This is a genomic window from Bacillus sp. RC51, from assembly GCF_044908115.1.
GTDB lineage: Bacteria > Bacillota > Bacilli > Bacillales > Bacillaceae_G > Bacillus_A > Bacillus_A mycoides.
This window is the reverse complement of the sequence record NZ_JBIYCW010000004.1, coordinates 137,158-154,987: the sequence shown is the minus strand read 5'-3', so window position 1 is coordinate 154,987 and position 17,830 is coordinate 137,158. Positions and strand designations below refer to the sequence as shown.

The 17,830-nt window shown below is 33.5% G+C and carries 22 protein-coding genes; 2 read left to right on the top strand and 20 right to left on the bottom strand.

What is annotated here, in order from left to right; translation table 11 throughout:
* Positions 1-51: 51 nt before the first annotated feature.
* The 15 genes from ABH959_RS11230 to ABH959_RS11160 form a co-directional block, all read right to left on the bottom strand.
* Positions 52-1,248 carry a macrolide family glycosyltransferase gene (locus ABH959_RS11230; RefSeq protein WP_404492593.1) on the bottom strand — a complete coding sequence of 399 codons (1,197 nt, stop codon included), beginning with the start codon at positions 1,246-1,248 and terminating at the stop codon, positions 52-54.
* 92 nt (positions 1,249-1,340) lie between these two features.
* Complete coding sequence (locus tag ABH959_RS11225) at positions 1,341-2,018, bottom strand: formylglycine-generating enzyme family protein (RefSeq protein WP_404448785.1); 678 nt, start codon at positions 2,016-2,018, stop codon at positions 1,341-1,343.
* Positions 2,019-2,050: 32 nt separating this feature from the next.
* Complete coding sequence (locus ABH959_RS11220) at positions 2,051-2,569, bottom strand: DNA topology modulation protein (RefSeq protein WP_404492591.1); 519 nt, start codon at positions 2,567-2,569, stop codon at positions 2,051-2,053.
* Positions 2,566-3,495 (bottom strand): phosphotransferase enzyme family protein, encoded by a 930-nt coding sequence (locus tag ABH959_RS11215; RefSeq protein WP_113938488.1) that lies wholly within the window; start codon positions 3,493-3,495, stop codon positions 2,566-2,568. Before ABH959_RS11215 ends, ABH959_RS11220 begins: the two co-directional genes overlap by 4 nt.
* Positions 3,496-3,521: 26 nt before the next feature.
* Positions 3,522-3,908 (bottom strand): ribosomal maturation YjgA family protein, encoded by a 387-nt coding sequence (locus tag ABH959_RS11210; RefSeq protein WP_113938489.1) that lies wholly within the window; start codon positions 3,906-3,908, stop codon positions 3,522-3,524.
* Positions 3,909-3,989: 81 nt separating this feature from the next.
* Positions 3,990-4,700, bottom strand: coding sequence for a class I SAM-dependent methyltransferase (locus ABH959_RS11205; protein ID WP_404492590.1), 711 nt, complete (start codon positions 4,698-4,700; stop codon positions 3,990-3,992).
* Positions 4,701-4,721: 21 nt separating this feature from the next.
* Positions 4,722-5,075 carry an MmcQ/YjbR family DNA-binding protein gene (locus tag ABH959_RS11200; RefSeq protein WP_002085101.1) on the bottom strand — a complete coding sequence of 118 codons (354 nt, stop codon included), beginning with the start codon at positions 5,073-5,075 and terminating at the stop codon, positions 4,722-4,724.
* Positions 5,076-5,089: 14 nt separating this feature from the next.
* On the bottom strand, positions 5,090-5,494 hold the full coding sequence (locus tag ABH959_RS11195; RefSeq protein ID WP_113938490.1) for a GNAT family N-acetyltransferase: 405 nt from the start codon (positions 5,492-5,494) through the stop codon (positions 5,090-5,092).
* A 33-nt stretch (positions 5,495-5,527) separates the two neighbouring features.
* Positions 5,528-5,944 carry a GNAT family N-acetyltransferase gene (locus tag ABH959_RS11190; RefSeq protein ID WP_113938491.1) on the bottom strand — a complete coding sequence of 139 codons (417 nt, stop codon included), beginning with the start codon at positions 5,942-5,944 and terminating at the stop codon, positions 5,528-5,530.
* 34 nt (positions 5,945-5,978) lie between these two features.
* Positions 5,979-6,350 (bottom strand): hypothetical protein, encoded by a 372-nt coding sequence (locus ABH959_RS11185; RefSeq protein WP_404492589.1) that lies wholly within the window; start codon positions 6,348-6,350, stop codon positions 5,979-5,981.
* Positions 6,347-7,123: a serine hydrolase gene (locus ABH959_RS11180; protein WP_404492588.1), complete on the bottom strand. Its 777-nt coding sequence runs from the start codon at positions 7,121-7,123 to the stop codon at positions 6,347-6,349. The genes ABH959_RS11185 and ABH959_RS11180 overlap by 4 nt, the downstream gene beginning before the upstream one ends.
* Before the next feature lie 164 nt (positions 7,124-7,287).
* On the bottom strand, positions 7,288-7,800 hold the full coding sequence (locus ABH959_RS11175) for a GNAT family N-acetyltransferase (protein WP_404492587.1): 513 nt from the start codon (positions 7,798-7,800) through the stop codon (positions 7,288-7,290).
* A 66-nt stretch (positions 7,801-7,866) separates the two neighbouring features.
* Positions 7,867-8,868 carry an HAAS signaling domain-containing protein gene (locus ABH959_RS11170; RefSeq protein ID WP_404492586.1) on the bottom strand — a complete coding sequence of 334 codons (1,002 nt, stop codon included), beginning with the start codon at positions 8,866-8,868 and terminating at the stop codon, positions 7,867-7,869.
* A complete protein-coding gene (locus ABH959_RS11165; RefSeq protein ID WP_404492585.1) occupies positions 8,855-9,202 on the bottom strand; it encodes a PadR family transcriptional regulator in 348 nt (115 codons plus the stop codon). Before ABH959_RS11165 ends, ABH959_RS11170 begins: the two co-directional genes overlap by 14 nt.
* Positions 9,203-9,385: 183 nt before the next feature.
* Entirely contained in the window at positions 9,386-9,718 is a 333-nt protein-coding gene (locus ABH959_RS11160) for a DUF952 domain-containing protein (protein ID WP_113938496.1), read from the bottom strand.
* 82 nt (positions 9,719-9,800) lie between these two features.
* Between ABH959_RS11160 and ABH959_RS11155 the strand changes: the two genes are divergently transcribed.
* The gene (locus ABH959_RS11155) at positions 9,801-10,217 is read left to right on the top strand and encodes a hypothetical protein (protein ID WP_404492584.1); all 417 of its coding nucleotides are present in this window, start codon (positions 9,801-9,803) and stop codon (positions 10,215-10,217) included.
* An 84-nt stretch (positions 10,218-10,301) separates the two neighbouring features.
* Positions 10,302-11,030 carry a hypothetical protein gene (locus tag ABH959_RS11150; RefSeq protein WP_219302606.1) on the top strand — a complete coding sequence of 243 codons (729 nt, stop codon included), beginning with the start codon at positions 10,302-10,304 and terminating at the stop codon, positions 11,028-11,030.
* A gap of 64 nt (positions 11,031-11,094) precedes the next feature.
* Here the strand turns inward: ABH959_RS11150 and ABH959_RS11145 are convergent, their stop codons facing one another.
* From ABH959_RS11145 to recQ, 5 genes are all read right to left on the bottom strand, one after another.
* Complete coding sequence (locus tag ABH959_RS11145) at positions 11,095-13,170, bottom strand: HelD family protein (RefSeq protein WP_404492583.1); 2,076 nt, start codon at positions 13,168-13,170, stop codon at positions 11,095-11,097.
* Between the two features lie 117 nt (positions 13,171-13,287).
* Positions 13,288-14,031: a class I SAM-dependent methyltransferase gene (locus tag ABH959_RS11140; protein ID WP_404492582.1), complete on the bottom strand. Its 744-nt coding sequence runs from the start codon at positions 14,029-14,031 to the stop codon at positions 13,288-13,290.
* A gap of 226 nt (positions 14,032-14,257) precedes the next feature.
* Positions 14,258-14,932, bottom strand: a complete 675-nt coding sequence (locus tag ABH959_RS11135) for a hypothetical protein (protein WP_219302612.1) — start codon at positions 14,930-14,932, stop codon at positions 14,258-14,260.
* A 318-nt stretch (positions 14,933-15,250) separates the two neighbouring features.
* The gene (locus ABH959_RS11130) at positions 15,251-15,634 is read right to left on the bottom strand and encodes a gamma-glutamylcyclotransferase family protein (RefSeq protein WP_404492580.1); all 384 of its coding nucleotides are present in this window, start codon (positions 15,632-15,634) and stop codon (positions 15,251-15,253) included.
* A 25-nt stretch (positions 15,635-15,659) separates the two neighbouring features.
* Entirely contained in the window at positions 15,660-17,777 is a 2,118-nt protein-coding gene (gene recQ / locus ABH959_RS11125; RefSeq protein WP_404492579.1) for a DNA helicase RecQ, read from the bottom strand.
* Between the last annotated feature and the right edge of the window lie 53 nt (positions 17,778-17,830).

Genomic DNA, 17,830 nt, shown 5'->3' with positions numbered 1-17,830 from the left:
CATAAAAGTGTCTATATCATTTAATATAGACACCCTTTCACATGTATAGTTTTAATAACAGCCTGTAAATTTAAAAATTTCATCAACTGCTTGCTTATACCCACCTGATTTTCGGAGAGACTCCTTCAAATTCAAAGTAGCTTCTTTACATGACGGATTATTTAATACTATTTCTACACTTTCACTTAGTTGATCCGCAGTTAATCCTTGCATTTGCAATTTAACTCCTGCCCCGAGACTCTCCACTTGCTTTGCGATTACTGGCTGATCTGCACTTTGCGGAATTACAACGAGTGGAACACCGTTATATATCCCTTCATGCGTACTGTTCATACCGCCGTGTGTAATAAATAGTTTCGTATATTTGAGAAGTTCAGTTTGTGGTACATAGTTTTTCACAATGAAGTTTTTAGGGATATTACCTACATCACTTATTTCCATTTTGTTGCCAATAGACATAACAATTGTATGCTTACTATTCTCGAACGCCTTCATACAAAGTTTATAAAAATCAAGCGCTTCATTAAAAACAGTACCTAATGAAATGTAAATCAGGCTTTTTTCTTCAATTGAAGTGTAATCAAAACCTTCATTTTTCACTTGTGTAGAGATAGATGGACCCACAAATTTGAATGTTTCATTAAATGTATCCCCAAAAGGTTGGAACTCCTTAATTGTATACACAATAGTAAGTGAAGCTGGATTACAGAAAACTTCATACGGTGAGTTTATATCAACACCATATTTTTCTGTAATTCCATTAGTTAAGTTTTCAAAATCATTATGTATTCTATCCTGAAATTCCAGTGGGATATTTTTAGAAAGATGGTCTAACATTTGTTTAAATGATTTTTCATCTTGTGCAAAAGATGTGCATGAATTTATGGCTGGAAGATTAAGAATTTGGGCAATTAAGCGTCCACAGCCAAACATCGAATCATGAATAATATAATCAAAATGTTCTCCTTCAATTTGTTCTAGAACACTCGGTATAATAACATCTGCTGTATGTAAAAGACCATTTATTCTTTCCTGTAAATAATTCCGACCACCGGAAAGAAATGCTTGTATAAATTTTTGATCATCAATCGTTCGTACAGTAGCACCTGTCTTCTCAATACGCTCCCTGAAAGCCTCTATTGAAAAATAAACTACCTCTTCACCGCGAGAAATCAGTTCTTCTACAACCTGTAATGTTGGATTTATATGTCCTTCTGATCCAGCGTTAATGAATAAAACACGTGCCATTCAAAACACTCCTCAAATTTCAAAATTTCTATGTTGTAAAGAATATGGATACTTTCCATACTCTTTACGGTGTTATATGTATCATTTTCCTGCTAAATTGACCTAGCAAGCCTAAAACCGAGATCATCTATATGAAACGTAGGATGACTACGACGGCGACAAGTGGCACCGCAACCTCTAGCTGCTTCAGCCCAACTACCACCACGAAAAATGCGGTATGACCCGTACACTGTTTCATCATACAAATCATAGCACCATTCCCAAACGTTCCCTAACATATCATAAAGTCCCCATGCATTCGGCTCTTTTTTACCGACGTCATGAATTTGCCCACTTGAATTTTCATTATACCACGCTATTTTCTGAAGTTCCCCATACGTATATCCCGTCGTACCTGCTTTACATGCATATTGCCACTCTGCCTCAGACGGTAATCGATAGCCATTTGAATGCAAGTTACAACTAACCTTTTTCCCATCATCTTGTATAGAATAATACTCTGTAAACCCTGCTATTTTAGACAGTAAATTACAAAAAGCAATTGCATCATGCCATGAAATATTTACAACAGGTTTATTACCATTTTCATTACCATTTAGTGCACGATTCGTAATTGCGTAATATAATTCCGCTGTTACAACATACTTTGCAAGAAGAAATGGTTTTATTTGAACTTGCCATTCTTTTTTTATTCGATCATCTCTTAATTCTACTTTTCCTGTTGGAATTTTCACCATATTAGAGTCAGCCGGGCCAATGAATCTATTCAATCCTATCCCCCCATGTTACTTCTTTTTATAATCTAACTATTTATGGTATCGTGCTTCTCTAAAAATAGTCTTACTTCATTTGAAGATTTTAAAATAATAACATCTTTATCCTTACTCAATTGATTTAGCCTCTTTAAAATTGAAGGTCGTTTCGTTTTAGGATATTCCCATATCCATTTGAAAAATTGCAAGTCAAATCTTTCTTCACATCCAGCCCCCATATCCGGTCTTGTTTTATTCCGATATTGCACAATTCTTTTAAAAGCACGATAAACACAAATTGTTCTATGAATATCAAGAAAGATAATTGTATCAGCTGCGTTAATTCTTATGTCCATTGTCCCGCCATAATTCCCATCAATAATCCACTTTTCCCCTTTAACTAATTCATTTTGAACCGTTCTTTGCTCCTCTTTCGGTACACCCTCCCAATTTGGTTTCCAAAATAGTGCATCAAGATGATGCACCTTAATATTTAGCTTATTACCTAACTGCCTTGCTAATGCGGATTTTCCTGAACCACCAGAACCAATTAATATAATTTTTTTCATATGAGTACGCTTCTTTCTATAGATTCTTCAATATCTTCCTTATTAGCAAAAATCCATAAAAACATCTCTTCATTTAACTTTAGTAAATCTTTTAACTGAACAAAATAAGTAATAAATATAATTTGAATTGAAAGCATTACATACCAAATTGATTGTAGTTCTGCTCTCGTTAAAATGTTTTGCTTATAATATCCTTTTAAAATTTCACTTACAATTTGTAACCATTTCCCTCTTAATGTTTCATCACTAAATATCTCACTTAAAATACTTGTACAGCAATAGCATAAATCGAATACTCTAACGTTTTCTTCTAGAAGCTCAAAATCGATAAACCCTTGAAAATCACTTTCTCTAAAGATTACATTTGATAAGTGCATATCGCGATGAATAATTTGTTTCGGTAATGAGTGAATCGTTTCCTTAAAAGTTGTATGTATTTGATCCATTTTTTGAATTACATCCTGATGAACATGCTCATGCTTTACTAAATTCGGTAAAGCCCATTCGTATACCACTTTATATAACTCTCTTTTTATTAACTCGTCAGCACTATTCACTGAATTTAGTTCGTGATGTAAATTAGCCATTTCCTCTCCAATTGTGCTTCCTAGCACTTTTAGCTTTTCTGTATCTTTGATTTCTAGTACACTTCCGGCAACATATTCGTACAAACAATAATTCTTCTCTTTATACAATACGGACCTTTCATCATTTCTCGTTTTTACTAATTTTTGTACTTTAACTCCTTTTTCATCAAGCTGTTCTAATACATTTAGTTCAACTAGAAACTGTTTTATCGATCCCTTTCCCTTTAAAATATACGCTTTATTATTACAATGAATCTTCGTTACGTTTGGTTGAATTTCAGTAGCTGTGACACCTTTATCTTGAAACCAAAACTTTGCAATTTCTAATATATCCTTCATGTACAAATCCCCCTTTTTAAAGTCACTTATTTCTTCCCTAGCACAAACTCACCAAGCATTCCTACTCCAACACCAATTGTGTAAGCCACTAAATCACTCCATAAAAATCCGTAACCTAATACGAGTCCACCTAAAGTCGTTGCTCGAATGCTATCTATCCATTCCGCATGGTACAATTGACTAATTTCAATCCCGTAGCAAAATATCAAACTAATAAAAGCTAATTTCTTCGTTTCTATTTTAGAAAACAAAAATCCGGATCCAGTGAAAATCATTAATGCCCATAAAGCATCACCTAAGTAATCATTTAATAAATCAGGTAACGCAAAAGCAAACTTTCTTGAACTAAGACCTAAAATAATAACAACTATAGTAAACATTGCATATAGTAATCTATTTCGTTTCGTATTCATTTCAAAATCTCCTAATATATAATGTGAAACTGCAAATAGCTAGTAAAATATAATCATTTTACTAGCTATTTATATACGGTTTCACTTTCTATTCTTCGCTTTTATAATAAGGAAATGCGGGTTAGTGTTTAAATAATAATATGATTTTCCATCTACTTCCTTCATCTTTTCAATCGGTTTCGGCTCGACTAACTCTTCTAATACAAAATTACTCGTTGTTTCATTAATAATATCTTGAAGTGACCTTCTAAAGAAACTTACTTCAATTGTAATATTGGGTTTCCGCCAAGTATCTACTAACAATTGCGTTTTAAAATAATCTTCACACGGAAATTTTGTAAAATCCATAAATGGATGATGAACGGAATACACAAATAAACCACCTGGTTTAAGGACGCGATGAAATTCTTGAAATACAGCACTCCAATTTTGCAAGTAATGAAGAGTAAGCGAACTTACAATCATATCAAAAGCATTATCTTCAAACGGTAATGTTTCTTGAAGGTCATGACAAAGAAACGTTGCTTTATCACCTGTACTTTCCTTTGCGGCTTTTACCATTTCAGAACTTACGTCAATTGCTGTAACGTTAGCTCCTCTACCTACGAATTGAGAAGTATACCATCCAGCTGCACATCCAGCATCTAGTATTCTCTTCCCTTCTAGTTTCTTTGGAATAATCTCCATCATCGCTGGTCTTTCATAATAACTGTTATATGGATTTGCCAAATCTAGATTTTCTTTATATGTACTCGCTAATTTATCATACGTATCTTTGACTGAGTCTTTCATTACATCCACCCCTAATACATATTAATCCATTAACTCTTTCTGCTTTTTCTTTGAAAATGATTGTAGTACTAAATCATACGACCAATCAATCATTTTATTAATTTGCTCTTGTTCTACATCCTTATGTATATACACTGTATTCCAATGTTTTTTATTCATATGATATCCAGGAATAATTGTTTCGGGATAATCTTCTCTTATTCGCAAGGCAAGTTCTGGATCACATTTTAATGTAATCGCAGCTTTTTCACCTTCTTCATGGTTTACTATCGCAAATATTTTATTATTTAATCTCATACATGTTGCACTCCAGCCATCCGGAGAATCTTCTGTCGCTTTTCTTTTCGATAAACAATACTCTCTCGTTGCATTCATTCTTCTGGCACCTCTTATTCTTCCACTATTTGATTACGATGCATTACAATTTGCTTCGTCGCTTTAAATTGCTGTTCACCATAAAACTTTATGAGTTTCTCTCCGCAAAATAGACTAACAATATCAATATGAGATATCTCTTCCAGTAATATTGTAAGCATATTCTCTCCAATGCCTTTATTTCTTACACTTTCATGTACGACAACATCTTCTATGTACGCTCGAAAAACACCATCTGAAACGACTCTAGCAAATCCAATTAATTCGTTTTCTTCCCATACTCCAATTGTCATACTATTTTTTAACATTTTTTGAATATCGACTTCTTTTCTTTCTGGCCACCAGCCTACAGAATCGTAAAGCTGCTTTATTTTCTCTGCACAGATTGGTTGTTCATGTTGTAATTTATACGTGTACATTTTTTCTCCCCTCAACCAGTATACATAATATTATTATAATCTCTTTTCTAAAAAGTGTTGACTATGCCCTTTCGGATGATCTTCAACGACACCATATTCTCGGTATCCGTGCTTTTTATAAAATTCTGGTGCTTGGAAACTAAATGAATCTAGTAATATGAGTCTACATCCTTTTTCCTTCGCAATGTCTTCAATTTTATGTAACAATTGACTGCCATAGCCGTCATGACGAACTGATTCATCAACCCATAAAAAGTCGATATGAAGATGATAAAAATACATCGTTCCTGTTACCCCGCCAAAGATTTTTCCTTCCTCATCTTTCACTACGAGGTTTACTTGTTCCATTTGCTGTTTTACTTCATCTGACAGCACGGACATATTATATTGAATTAATTTATTTTTAATGTATTCTCCTTCAGTGCGAGTACCATTCTCTATGCGTTTCATATATTTTTCATCCTCCCCAGTTCGTAAACTACTTTTAATTTTTGTTTCTTCTCTTTAAAATACTAATGAATACAAATCCACCATATGTAACAAAGCATGAGAAACCAATTATCCCTGGTACAGAGACATAGCCTATTCTTACATAACTAATAACTGCAAAACTAACAATTAATAATAAAATAGATGGCCAAAATATAAAAGCTGTTTTTCTTCGTCTCTGTTTCGATGTACTTTCTTTCTCTTCAGAAAGACGTGTGCCAAAAAGCAATACAATACAGATAAGAATCGCTGCAAAATAAATTGTATCTAATGACAAAGTGTGATCGTATAGTGCAATTCCAACTTCAAGAGCAATAATCGTAATGATTAAAATAATGATTGTTGAAGTCTTTAAGTTTCGTTTCAATCACTCACCCCTAATATACTTTTACTGTATTCTTTGTACACGTACCTCAAAGCTTCTATAACGGTTTCATCAACTTGTTTATTATCAAATCGATTAGGTAAATCTCTTCCCCCAATTACATAAAGAAACGGAAATTTATGAAACATTCCTATTATACCAATATTTATTATAGCGGTGGATAAACCACCTGTCATATGTGCTAGATGATAATAAGGTATACCTTCATACTCTCCTTGTTGTCTTACCATTCCACTTATAATTGGTTCCCATAATTCTGGTGCGGATTTATATCCTTGGAAAATATGTAATAAAAGCGAAAGAACTTGTTGTAATTCCCCAATATTTTTCTCATCTTTAGGGTTTTCCTGTATATGAATCTTGGAAAAGTTCGTTGAAACATATTCTCTGACAGTATCCCATCCTCCGCAGTGCATAACAATTGACTGAGCAATATAGCTGTCGTGACATGCTATCATTACTTCAACCGCTTTACTAAGTGTTAATGTAGCTCTGTCTTGTAAGTGAGGATATAACTGCGCACTATCCTCATTTGGATTATACTTAATGTCATGAAGTGTATCACTCCAACTAATTAGTTTATCCTTTACCATCTTTGCTACTGTAAATCCAATTGCCACTTTTGCTGCTGATGCTAAAGGAACGTATAGCTCATTGTTATGGGTAGCAACTATATTTCCATTCTTTGTTGAATAAACAAGTATTCCAACTTGACCAATTTGTATTTCTTTTATTTTTCCAATGACAGCCTGCATATTCATCCCTCTTTTTATGTCGTTTTATCATCTTCTCAAAATTCGATATAGAATATAAGAATCCTTTTTTGCTAAATGATAATCATGAATACAATAAGAAAAAGATAGTATGAAATTTCTTCACACTACCTTTTAAAATTAATTATTACGCATAACGAATACATCTATTCTTCGATAGGATTTCCAGGTCCGTTAAGCTCCAATTGATAAAAAGCTAAATCTAGCCATCGATTGAACTTATAACCAGCCTTTTTTATTGTTCCCGAATAAACAAATCCGAAATTTTTATGCATTACAATGCTTTTTTCATTTTCCGCATCAATTCCAGCAATTAAGGTCATATATTCTCTTCCTTTTGCAATTGTGATTAATTCTTCCATTAAAGAGGACCCAATTCCATTTTTTCTATATTCCTTATCAACGTATATAGAGTGTTCAATTGAATATTTATAGGCAGGCCATGCTCTAAATGAACCAAATGTCGCAAATCCTACTACTTTATTATCTAGCTCGTAGACTAAAATTGGATAGCAATCAGCCTTTTTTTGTTCATACCAATCTATTCTATTTTCAAGGGTTACAGGTTTGTACGCATATACAGCTGTTGAATTAAGGATTGCATCATTATAAATATCTAAAATAAATGTTACATCTTTTTTCGTTGCTTCCCTTATCATTGTTTTCTTCCTTTCATAAAGTTTATCTTCTTTAATTAACTATTTATCAAATTTTCCATTTCACTCCTACATACGAATCCGAGCTTTTCGGAAACCATCAAATATATTTAATACCACAGATAAAATGTAAATGAGAACACTTCCACCAATTAACCACTTTTTAAATTCCTCCGGAGAGGTAGTAAACGCATTTGCCACATACGTATTAAATCCTTCGTTAAATAAATGCGGATTTACTACAATTACAATGAATACTATTGTTCCAGCTATTTGAAGAAAAGCATTCCCAATTGCCAATCTTTTCGTCCATTGTCCCTGTACTAACTTATACAGAGATATACCTATTTCAAACACAATCATAATAACAACGATTGGCCAATACTGAAGTAACACATCTTGATTAAACGTTGGCGCGACAAACTTCAATCCATTTTCAGTACCATTGTATACGCCTACGAGATGATTCGCATAAAAGTAAAGTGTTGCCCATATTGCCGTCCACATTAAACCTGCAAATACTTCAAGCTTAGAAATTTCTTTTTTCCTTGGAATGTAAGAAATTTGCTTCAAATCATCCGGAGTCCATTTTTTAAAACTTGTTGTTAACGGTTTTGGATCTTTTACATTATCAGTTCTCTCTAAAATTACAAACACAAGTGTCACGCAAAAAAATACATGGACGCTTACTTCAAATACTCTCCCCATCCCTTCACCCATCATTTTTAAAATGACATTTAATACTGCCTGTTCACCACTATAGTTTATAAAATTTTCTGCAACCATTGAAATAAGCGCAATAACAACTGCAATTGGTATAATCATTTTTAATAACGTCGTATATACATCAAAATAACGTGGTCCAATTAAATGCATTGGTCTATCCATGTAGCCATTAGCCAATAAGACTGGACTCCCCATTTTTTCAAGAACTCTTTTTTCATCGTCTTCATTATAATCATCCGGTAACATATCCTCGATAGTTGACCGTAGTTCAAGAATAATATCTTCACGATTTTTTTCAGGTAATCTCTTCGCAACTTCCTGGACGTACATATCAATCAAACTCATTCTCGTCCTCCTCCTTTAAAAGGTTATAAAGTTCTTTCGAATCCTTTATCCACTCCTTTTTCAATTGCAAAAATATCTCTAATCCATATTCACTTAAAACATAATACTTACGAGGTCTACTCTCCGTTTTATCCCAACTACTCGTCACTAGCTTCTGCTTTTCTAATCGGCGAAGTAGTGGATATAAAGTGCTTTGATCTATCATGATTCCTGATTGCTCCAATAACTGGACAAGCGAATATCCATATTGCGGTGTTCTTAATTGGCTTAAAACTGCTAATGTCAACGTCCCTCTTCTTAGCTCAGTAATTAATGAATTTAATAAAGTATCCATTTACCCACCTCATTTGCATTACTATATGTCATACAGTATATGTTTTATACTATGTATCGTACAGTATAGTTGTGACAAAAACAATCTATTTTTATAAAAATCAGAAAATAAGAACACAAACTATATAATTTGTGTTCTTATTTTCTTGCAGCTTACTAACAAACTTAAATACCATTAATACTTTTAACGATATACCTCTGGTAATATAAACTCTCCTTTTTCTTTAGAAAATGGGACAACTTCTACAATCGCCCCAACATTAATTACTCCATATACATACGGGTATTCTTGACCGTTTGAAGCAAGTTCATATTTTATTTCTGCTTTTACAAGAGATGGATCTATTGTAAGTAATAAAACATCTTTTTCATGATTGAAATGTTTTTGAGCAACTTTTAAAGCTTGGTCTAATAATGAACAATGAATAAATCCCTCTTCTTTAAGTGAAGCTTCATTAATCTCTCCAATGTTTTTCGCGATTCTCCAATTTCTTTTTGTTATTACTTTTGTAATCATAGTTACTCTCCTTTTTTAATATATGTAATGATATAATAATACTAAAATTTCCAACACATGATTAATAGATTGGAGACTTATAATGGATAAAAAATTAGAAGAGATCATTGTAAAATCATTTTTTACTAAGCGACTTCAAAATAGAATCATGTTCGAGCTATCTTCTACTAAGAAACGTAAAGATGCGATCGGTCGACTTTGCCATAATTACGGAACTACGCTACGTGAAGAATATATGATTGAAATTCCTAAACCTAATTCGTGTCCAATTGATATAGGTCGTCTGTTAAAAAAACATGGGGCCGATGATTCTTGCTACGCCATATCATGGGACACAAAAATTGATGGGAAAACCCTCCCTTTGCTAGACGCATTAGAGGCTGCTGTTGGAATGGGAATGCCTTCTATTCTATACTCAATTACAAATCAAGTTGCGTATTTTGAAGCAGAACAAGAAACACTTCCATCACCAAGATTTATACTTAAACGCACATATTAAAGCATATAACTCCAGTGATTTTTTTCTATATGCTTACGTTATTCAATTAAAATAGCATTTTATCGGGATGGAGATACATAACTAATGAGTAAAAATCACACTGCACTACAAGCCATTATTATACATATGAATACAAATGAGAACTGGCATGATTTTATTTCTTACTGTCAGCAGCTCGAAGCAGGACTACGAAACTTAGCTTTTAAGCATTTAGAAACATTTATTTCAAATGCAAAGAAATGGGAACTCAAAGAACAACAAGAGTTTGCTATTACGCTGTTTACTATTTTAGATACATCAAACGAAAAAAATGAAGTGTTAACTTTCCCACTAAACCGTTTTCTAATAGACATTCTATATCGATGGATAGAAAAGGATCCATCTGATTCAAGACCTTTTAGATGGATGGGACTTTATATGGGTTCCGGAAATACTGATGAGGATTTGGAACAACTTCTCCAAAAAACCATTGAATTAGGTGGCGATACAGAACAAGAGGCAATGATACATCTTGTTTCTTACTATATAAATAGCTTAGAGTTTGGTACGCATGAATTTCCATCAGGTTATTGCGGAGATTTAAACGAATGTATTGAAAAACTTCCCTATATGATTCAATTAATTGAGAGAATTCGGGATGAGAACATAAAAGAACAAATAATATGGCAAACACAAGAGCAACTAAACTTAATTCTAGATTGGTTAAAGAATACACAAAATCCGGTAGATGCTGTTCGTCTATGGGAAAAAGAGCAGATTCAGGAATTTGAGAATATGATATTTTATTATTTAAAAAACAGCTTAGATTGTTAATTCATATACCTTTTAACTATAAAAAGAGGATTTTCATGAACTACTAGAAAATCCTCTTTTTTATTTATTTTAATCCCTTAATTAAAGGTGATACTTCCCCGCTATAGAAAATCCATAAATCATGAAGCGACCTTGTACATCCGACATACAATAATTTCGCATCATGTTTTGTATTTTTGTAATGTTCTTCATCAACGTCGATTAGAAGTACGGCATCAAATTCTAACCCTTTCGCCAAGTATACTGGCACTACCGAAATACCACCTTCATACTTGCTTTGATCTGCTTCAATGACATTAACTGTCAACCCTACATTTGTTAATTTCTCATATATATCATGGCATTCATCATCTGTTCTACCAATTACCGCGATTGTTTTCACATCTTCATTTTGCAAATGCTGTAATGTCTTTAAAACTTCAGTAAATTGTTCCTCTGCCCGGATTACTTTCACGTCTTCCCCGCTACGGAAAACTGGTGTTGCGAGTCCTACTGGAATCTCTGCATTTTTAATTATTTCATTCGCGAATTCAATAATTTCTTTTGTAGAACGATAACTTCTCGTCAGTTCATAATAACCTGTTTCTTGGAATACTTCCTTAAAAGCATTCCAGTCTTCAATTCCTTGATAATCATAAATTGCTTGAGATAAATCACCTAATATGGTGAAAGAATTACCTAGTGTAATTTCTTTTAATACATACACTTGGAATGGTGAAAAATCTTGTGCTTCATCAATAACGACGTGATGAAACTTCTGTCCGATTTCAATTCCATTTATGCGATGGTGTATGTAAATTAAAGCTGGTAAATCTTCTACATATACTTCTTTTTTACGGCAATTCTTTTCTGTTTCTTGAACAAGTTCTTCAGGTAATACTTCGAGTATTTCTTTACTCTTCATCATCGAACTATATAGTGAAAGTGCGCTCATTTTTGGCCAAAAATTCATATATGTATTTAATCTCTTTGTTGCTTCTTTTTTTAGTAACTTTTTCTCGTTTGTTTCTCCAAACTTTTTAAGTTCAATTTCAATCCAGCGCTTCATTCGGCCGACTAAACGTTCTCTTCTTTTCTTTAATGGATAATGTTTATATTCAACTTGCATCCATTTTTTAACGTCTTCCACTGGAATAACTGCTTTATCCCATGCCTCAAAATCTTTTGTCGGTACTAATTCTTTTTCAAATTGAATCATTCTTTCTTCAATAAACGACTTAAATTCCAGCGTACCTTTCAATTTACCTAGCATAACCTTTTTTTCATCGCGATTAATTGAGAAAGCTTCTTTCAATTTTTCTTCTGTCTGCTTCAGTTTCACTGAACCCTCTAACAGACGCAATGCCCAATCTGGAAACGTTGTTTGACTAATATTTCCTACCCCTAACTCAGGAAGTACACTTGAAATATAGTCTAAAAACAAACTGTTTGGAGCGAATACGATCATTCTCTCCGCTTCAAGTTGTTCACGATATTCATAAATTAAAAAAGCAAGGCGATGTAAAGCGATCGTTGTTTTTCCGCTCCCTGCAACCCCTTGAATTAATAATGGTAAGTTTCTTTCCGCACGTATAATATCATTTTGCTCCGATTGTATAGTCGAAACGATATCTTTCAATTTGTTATCTTTATTCTCACCTAATCGATATAGAAGAAAATCATCAGCATGTGAGACATCTTCATTTCCTTTCACATATGTATCAACAACACGTTCTAATTCTCTCTTTCGAATCGAAATGTTTCGTTTTAAATAAACATCGCCTTCTACTAATCCGTCTGGTGAATGATAAAATGCTAATTCTTCACCACCGGTAAATGAATAAAACATACTTGCGACAGGTGCACGCCAATCAATTACAATTGGTTTCATCGTATCTTTATCCGAAACACCTACTTTACCGATGTAAATCGGCATTACGTCTTCCTTGCCATCTTCCTGAAAGTCTAATCTTCCAAAATACGGCTCATGTACACCAATACGTAAGCTTTGTCTATTAGACTCCCTCATACTTTCAAGAATTTGCTCTTTAAAATCTTCTCCATAATAAACCGGGATTTTTTCAAGCTGTTCTAATTGATCATCCATCGTACTTAAAGTATCTTTCATTTTTTGTAACTCTTCGTCAAAAATGTTGTTCATTTGATGATTCCCTCCTGTCCGTTCCAATTTTTTCAGTCGAAATATAATTGTATTAAAAATCCATTCATAAAGTCAATAGTTTTAGTAAGAATTTTCTAAATTAAAAAAGAGTAGAGATTAATCCCTACTCTTCCTTACTTTAATTCGATATGCCAAACATTCATTTAATGTTGCCAATTCTTTATATTTTCGTTTTTCAAAATCATATGCTCCCCCAGGGAAGAATCCCATAATACTTAAACCAGCTTCAGCACATAGATTGCTAATCTCATCTACCGTATAACATCGTAAAGACTGTGTTACTACATCATTTGGATAATTAGGGTCCCACCAATGATCTAACATTCTTTCATTTATACTATCATATTCGTATTTTCGCATAGCTGCACTTAAGGACATTTCTTGTCCACTTACTTTTTTCCAATACAATGGTTGATAAATATCAATAAGTGCACATCCATCATCCTTCATCCAATCTTTAATCCGTTTTAATAGAATCAATTGCTCATCATCTGTTCCTACACCAAATCCGTCTAAATAACTAACAACATCAAACTTTTCTTCAAAGTTAATTTTATAAAAATCAGCGCAATGAATATCTATATTATTAGTAGAATGTTCTTTTGCAAACATAACTAACTCTGGTACAAGTTCAACCGTAGTCATTTTCACTTGTAACCTAGACATCGCCCTTGCAAATCTACCATTTCCCGCACCAAGTTCTAACATCGTTTGAAATGGATGACCAACTTGTTCTTGGACTTCTTTAGCAACCTGCTCTAGCCAATTTTCCGTATTTATATCATAATTCGACAGTTCGAATTGTTTTTGGTAAAATTCCTTCACATTTAATTCGTTCATTATTATTCTCCTCCTGCAATAGATTTTTCTACTACAGGTGAGAAACTAAATTTCTGATACCCATAATAATTCCCCTTTCACTTAACACTACAAGTCCAAATATAGTAAAACATTTCCTCTGCACTACATCTAACATAATATCGAAATAGACAGAACATTACAACTTAACTCCATATAATTTCTCTACTGAATGATACCAGTTATACAGTATGTTAAATAACTAAACTTACATGCTCGAAAATGGAGCGTGTTTCCTTATTAAAAGATTAGGTAATTTCTCTTTAATATGTATTATTACCCTGCGCAAAAATGTAACCTCCTGCAACCGCTCGTTGTATTCTTCTAATTGCACTAAATGCTCATAATTACTTTGAAATATTTCGCTTTTTAACATACCATTCAAATCCATAACTAAGAAAAGTGTTAACGTAGTTAAAAATTGTCTCCCACCTTCCAAAGATCTTTGTCGTAAAAACATAAGAATTTGGTTTTTCGTTTGAAGGCAAATATATTTTTTTTGAACCGTTATACCTAATACACGCTTTTCGATTATCTTTATTTGCTTTTTATGTTGTATACACTCCAGTATTGAATTATATAGTTTGTGGGTTAATTGTTGTTTACTGCAAATCATCATTAACCATATTTTTATACCATGCTTATCTCCTAAATGCTCTGTTGCATCTAAAGTTTGTTGCAAATAAGAAATATTTGATGACTTTCCAGTTCTCCTTACATTAAATTCATGATCTATGTGAATATGATTTTGAAGATAAAGTTCTAACAATATATTTATTGTTATGAACATTTCTATATTCGATTGATAAGGAGCTTTTATCGTTTCTGTTTCATCATCTACAGATAATAAAAGAAACAACTCAGGTATTGTTAAACTTTCCATTTGTTATCACCTTCCTTTAATTCGAAACTTTAATTTAAATATATTCACTGTTTAGTTCGCAAGTCCTCTTTACCTATTAATATAGTAACTAATAAAAGCGGATGATAAAAAGTAACCTTAACACTAAAAAACAAATAAAACCCGAATTATGACCGTTTTACAAGCGGCCACTATCCAGGTTTTATATTACTCATAACTATAAATAAGTTTTTATACCGCATTAACGAGCCGTAAGACTCCCACCTCAAACTTCAGCTAAGCAAAGGGGAGATCAACTGTCCGTAAAGGCACGATTGGCTCAATGATTAAAGCTTCACTTTATTTCTCTCTTTGATACTCCAGCCAATCACCAGAAATGATAACTTTCTTTAACATTTCTCTATCTTGAGCAATATACACAAATGCACGTATTTCTCTATCACCTAAATAAATCGTTTTGGTGATTCGGTCATATAAATCACTCTCTGCATTACCTGTGTATTCTTCAAGTTCATCTAACTTTTGCAGAACATCATCATTTACTTCATAAACTTCTCCGTATACCTTTTCCCCATTTGAACAAATCATCGCAGGATACCCTTCGTATGTATCAAATAATTTACCATACGTCCATGCTTCGTCTGCGATGCATATTGCACCTTGCATAAAATGAGCATTCGTTTGCTCTTTTCTTAACGTGCCATACACGAAAACGTGATGCATAAATCCCTATCCCCTTTATATGTCTCTACTTTCTAATTTGTAAATAAGCACGAATCATAAAGTAACTCACTTCATTTGGAAGTTGGTCCTTAATCGATTTCAGACCACCCTCTGCATTTTGCACGGCAGTTTCAATCAGTGATTCATATTCTGCAGAAACAAAACTGTTCCAGTCTACTTCCATTCCATCTTCAAAGCAGCGAATTAAATGATTTTCAATTGTTTGTCTTGATAAGCTACGTTCTTTCGCAATTTCATCTAGATCAATGCCTTGTTTATACATTTCATACGTTTCTAAATGAGAATTCGCTGACGCTTTTCCTGATTTTTTATTCTCTGAAACAACTTCAGTCTTAATTGTTTCCGCATAGTTTGGGTTATCCTCAATAAAGTGCTGAACTGCTTGTAAGAAGTGAGACCCGTACTTCACGAGTTTGTGTTCTCCGATTCCTTTTACAGTTAGGAGTTCGGAGTCACTTTGTGGCATTTTCGCACACATATCTTTTAACGTTTGGTCAGAGAAAATAACGAACGGCGGTACACCTTCTCCTTGTGCAATTTCTTTACGCACTTCACGAAGCACTTCAAATAAAGGATGGTCTTGAACAATTTGTCTCGTTTCTACTCGTTCTTTGCGTAAAACATTCTCTTTACCAAGTAATACTTCTTTTCCTTTTTCCGTTACTTTTAATGTTGGATACGTACCATGTTCAACTGCAATTAACTCATCTGAAATTAAAAACTCAATAAACTCACTGACTTCTTTTACACTACGGTTTGATAAAAGACCGTACGTTGGCAAAGTATGAAAATTAAATTCAATGACTTTCTTATTTTTAGATCCAGTTAATACTTGTGCAATCATTTGCTTTCCGAATCGTTGGTTCGTCCTAATCATACAAGATAGTACCATTTGGGATTCTCTCGTCACATCGATACTTTCACGGTCGTCCGTACAATTACCGCAGCGACCACAATCTTCCTTCGGCTCTTCTCCGAAGTATTGCAAAATAAATGATTGTAAACATTGTTCTGTATGACAGTAATCGGTCATATTTTGGAGTTTTTCAAGCTCATTTGAAAAACGTGATTCTCCAGTTGATTGATCGATTAAAAAGCGTTGTACTTGCACATCTTGAGAAGAATATAACAAAATACATTCACTATCTAATCCATCACGACCAGCACGTCCTGCTTCTTGATAGTAACTTTCCATATTTTTTGGAAGTTGATAATGGATAACGTAACGTATATTCGATTTATCTATACCCATTCCAAATGCAGATGTTGCCACCATAACACTTATTTCATCTCGTAAAAAGAGTTCTTGCTGTTCATTTCGATCGTGGTCGCTCATACCAGCATGATATTTCGATACAGAAACTCCTGCTTTCCCTAAATCTTCATATAACTGATCGACAACTTTTCTTGTAGCTGCATATATAATCCCAGATTCCTTCTGATTTTGACGAATATAATCCGCTAAATAAGCATTACGATCCTGTCCTTTAATGACAGAGAATGATAAGTTTTCGCGCTCAAACGTTGTCATAATCGTGTTTTCTTGATTAATTCCAAGTGTGTTGCAAATATCTTCACGAACTTGTGGTGTTGCCGTCGCTGTTAACGCTAATACGAGCGGCTTTTCTGGAAGATAATCTAATATGCGATGTATATGTAAATAACTAGGACGGAAATCATGTCCCCACTGCGAAATACAGTGCGCCTCATCAATTGCAATCATCGGGATTTTCATATCGATAAGTTGATCAACAAATTCCATTGAATCAAGACGCTCAGGCGCCACATAAAGTAACTTATAATGGCCTTGTTTCGCTAATTGAATTCGTTGATTTGCTTCTGTAATAGAAATGGAACTATTAATATAAGTAGCTGAAATACCGTTTTGTACTAATGTATCTACTTGGTCTTTCATAAGTGAAATCAAAGGTGAAATAACTAATGTCGTTCCTTCGAATACTAATGCGGGAATTTGATAACAAATTGACTTACCACCACCCGTAGGCATAATACAGACTGTATCTTTCCCATCTAATACATTTTTAATTGTTTCATCTTGTCCTCTTCGGAATGAAGAATAACCGAAATAAGACGCTAAAAGTTCTTGTGCTTTTGTAAACAAAAAAGAGTCACCTGCTTTTCTTTATCTTTCATCTATTCCCATTATATCATCAA

Excerpts from the sequence above, each read along its gene's own strand:
- ABH959_RS11230 (WP_404492593.1), bottom strand. The coding sequence starts at position 1,248 with ATGGCACGTGTTTTATTCATTAACGCTGGATCAGAAGGACATATAAAT.
- ABH959_RS11220 (WP_404492591.1), bottom strand. The coding sequence starts at position 2,569 with ATGAAAAAAATTATATTAATTGGTTCTGGTGGTTCAGGAAAATCCGCA.
- ABH959_RS11215 (WP_113938488.1), bottom strand. The coding sequence starts at position 3,495 with ATGAAGGATATATTAGAAATTGCAAAGTTTTGGTTTCAAGATAAAGGT.
- ABH959_RS11210 (WP_113938489.1), bottom strand. The coding sequence starts at position 3,908 with ATGAATACGAAACGAAATAGATTACTATATGCAATGTTTACTATAGTT.
- ABH959_RS11205 (WP_404492590.1), bottom strand. The coding sequence starts at position 4,700 with ATGAAAGACTCAGTCAAAGATACGTATGATAAATTAGCGAGTACATAT.
- ABH959_RS11200 (WP_002085101.1), bottom strand. The coding sequence starts at position 5,075 with ATGAATGCAACGAGAGAGTATTGTTTATCGAAAAGAAAAGCGACAGAA.
- ABH959_RS11195 (WP_113938490.1), bottom strand. The coding sequence starts at position 5,494 with ATGTACACGTATAAATTACAACATGAACAACCAATCTGTGCAGAGAAA.
- ABH959_RS11190 (WP_113938491.1), bottom strand. The coding sequence starts at position 5,944 with ATGAAACGCATAGAGAATGGTACTCGCACTGAAGGAGAATACATTAAA.
- ABH959_RS11180 (WP_404492588.1), bottom strand. The coding sequence starts at position 7,123 with ATGCAGGCTGTCATTGGAAAAATAAAAGAAATACAAATTGGTCAAGTT.
- ABH959_RS11175 (WP_404492587.1), bottom strand. The coding sequence starts at position 7,800 with ATGATAAGGGAAGCAACGAAAAAAGATGTAACATTTATTTTAGATATT.
- ABH959_RS11170 (WP_404492586.1), bottom strand. The coding sequence starts at position 8,868 with ATGAGTTTGATTGATATGTACGTCCAGGAAGTTGCGAAGAGATTACCT.
- ABH959_RS11165 (WP_404492585.1), bottom strand. The coding sequence starts at position 9,202 with ATGGATACTTTATTAAATTCATTAATTACTGAGCTAAGAAGAGGGACG.
- ABH959_RS11160 (WP_113938496.1), bottom strand. The coding sequence starts at position 9,718 with ATGATTACAAAAGTAATAACAAAAAGAAATTGGAGAATCGCGAAAAAC.
- ABH959_RS11155 (WP_404492584.1), top strand. The coding sequence starts at position 9,801 with ATGGATAAAAAATTAGAAGAGATCATTGTAAAATCATTTTTTACTAAG.
- ABH959_RS11150 (WP_219302606.1), top strand. The coding sequence starts at position 10,302 with ATGAGTAAAAATCACACTGCACTACAAGCCATTATTATACATATGAAT.
- ABH959_RS11145 (WP_404492583.1), bottom strand. The coding sequence starts at position 13,170 with ATGAACAACATTTTTGACGAAGAGTTACAAAAAATGAAAGATACTTTA.
- ABH959_RS11140 (WP_404492582.1), bottom strand. The coding sequence starts at position 14,031 with ATGAACGAATTAAATGTGAAGGAATTTTACCAAAAACAATTCGAACTG.
- ABH959_RS11135 (WP_219302612.1), bottom strand. The coding sequence starts at position 14,932 with ATGGAAAGTTTAACAATACCTGAGTTGTTTCTTTTATTATCTGTAGAT.
- ABH959_RS11130 (WP_404492580.1), bottom strand. The coding sequence starts at position 15,634 with ATGCATCACGTTTTCGTGTATGGCACGTTAAGAAAAGAGCAAACGAAT.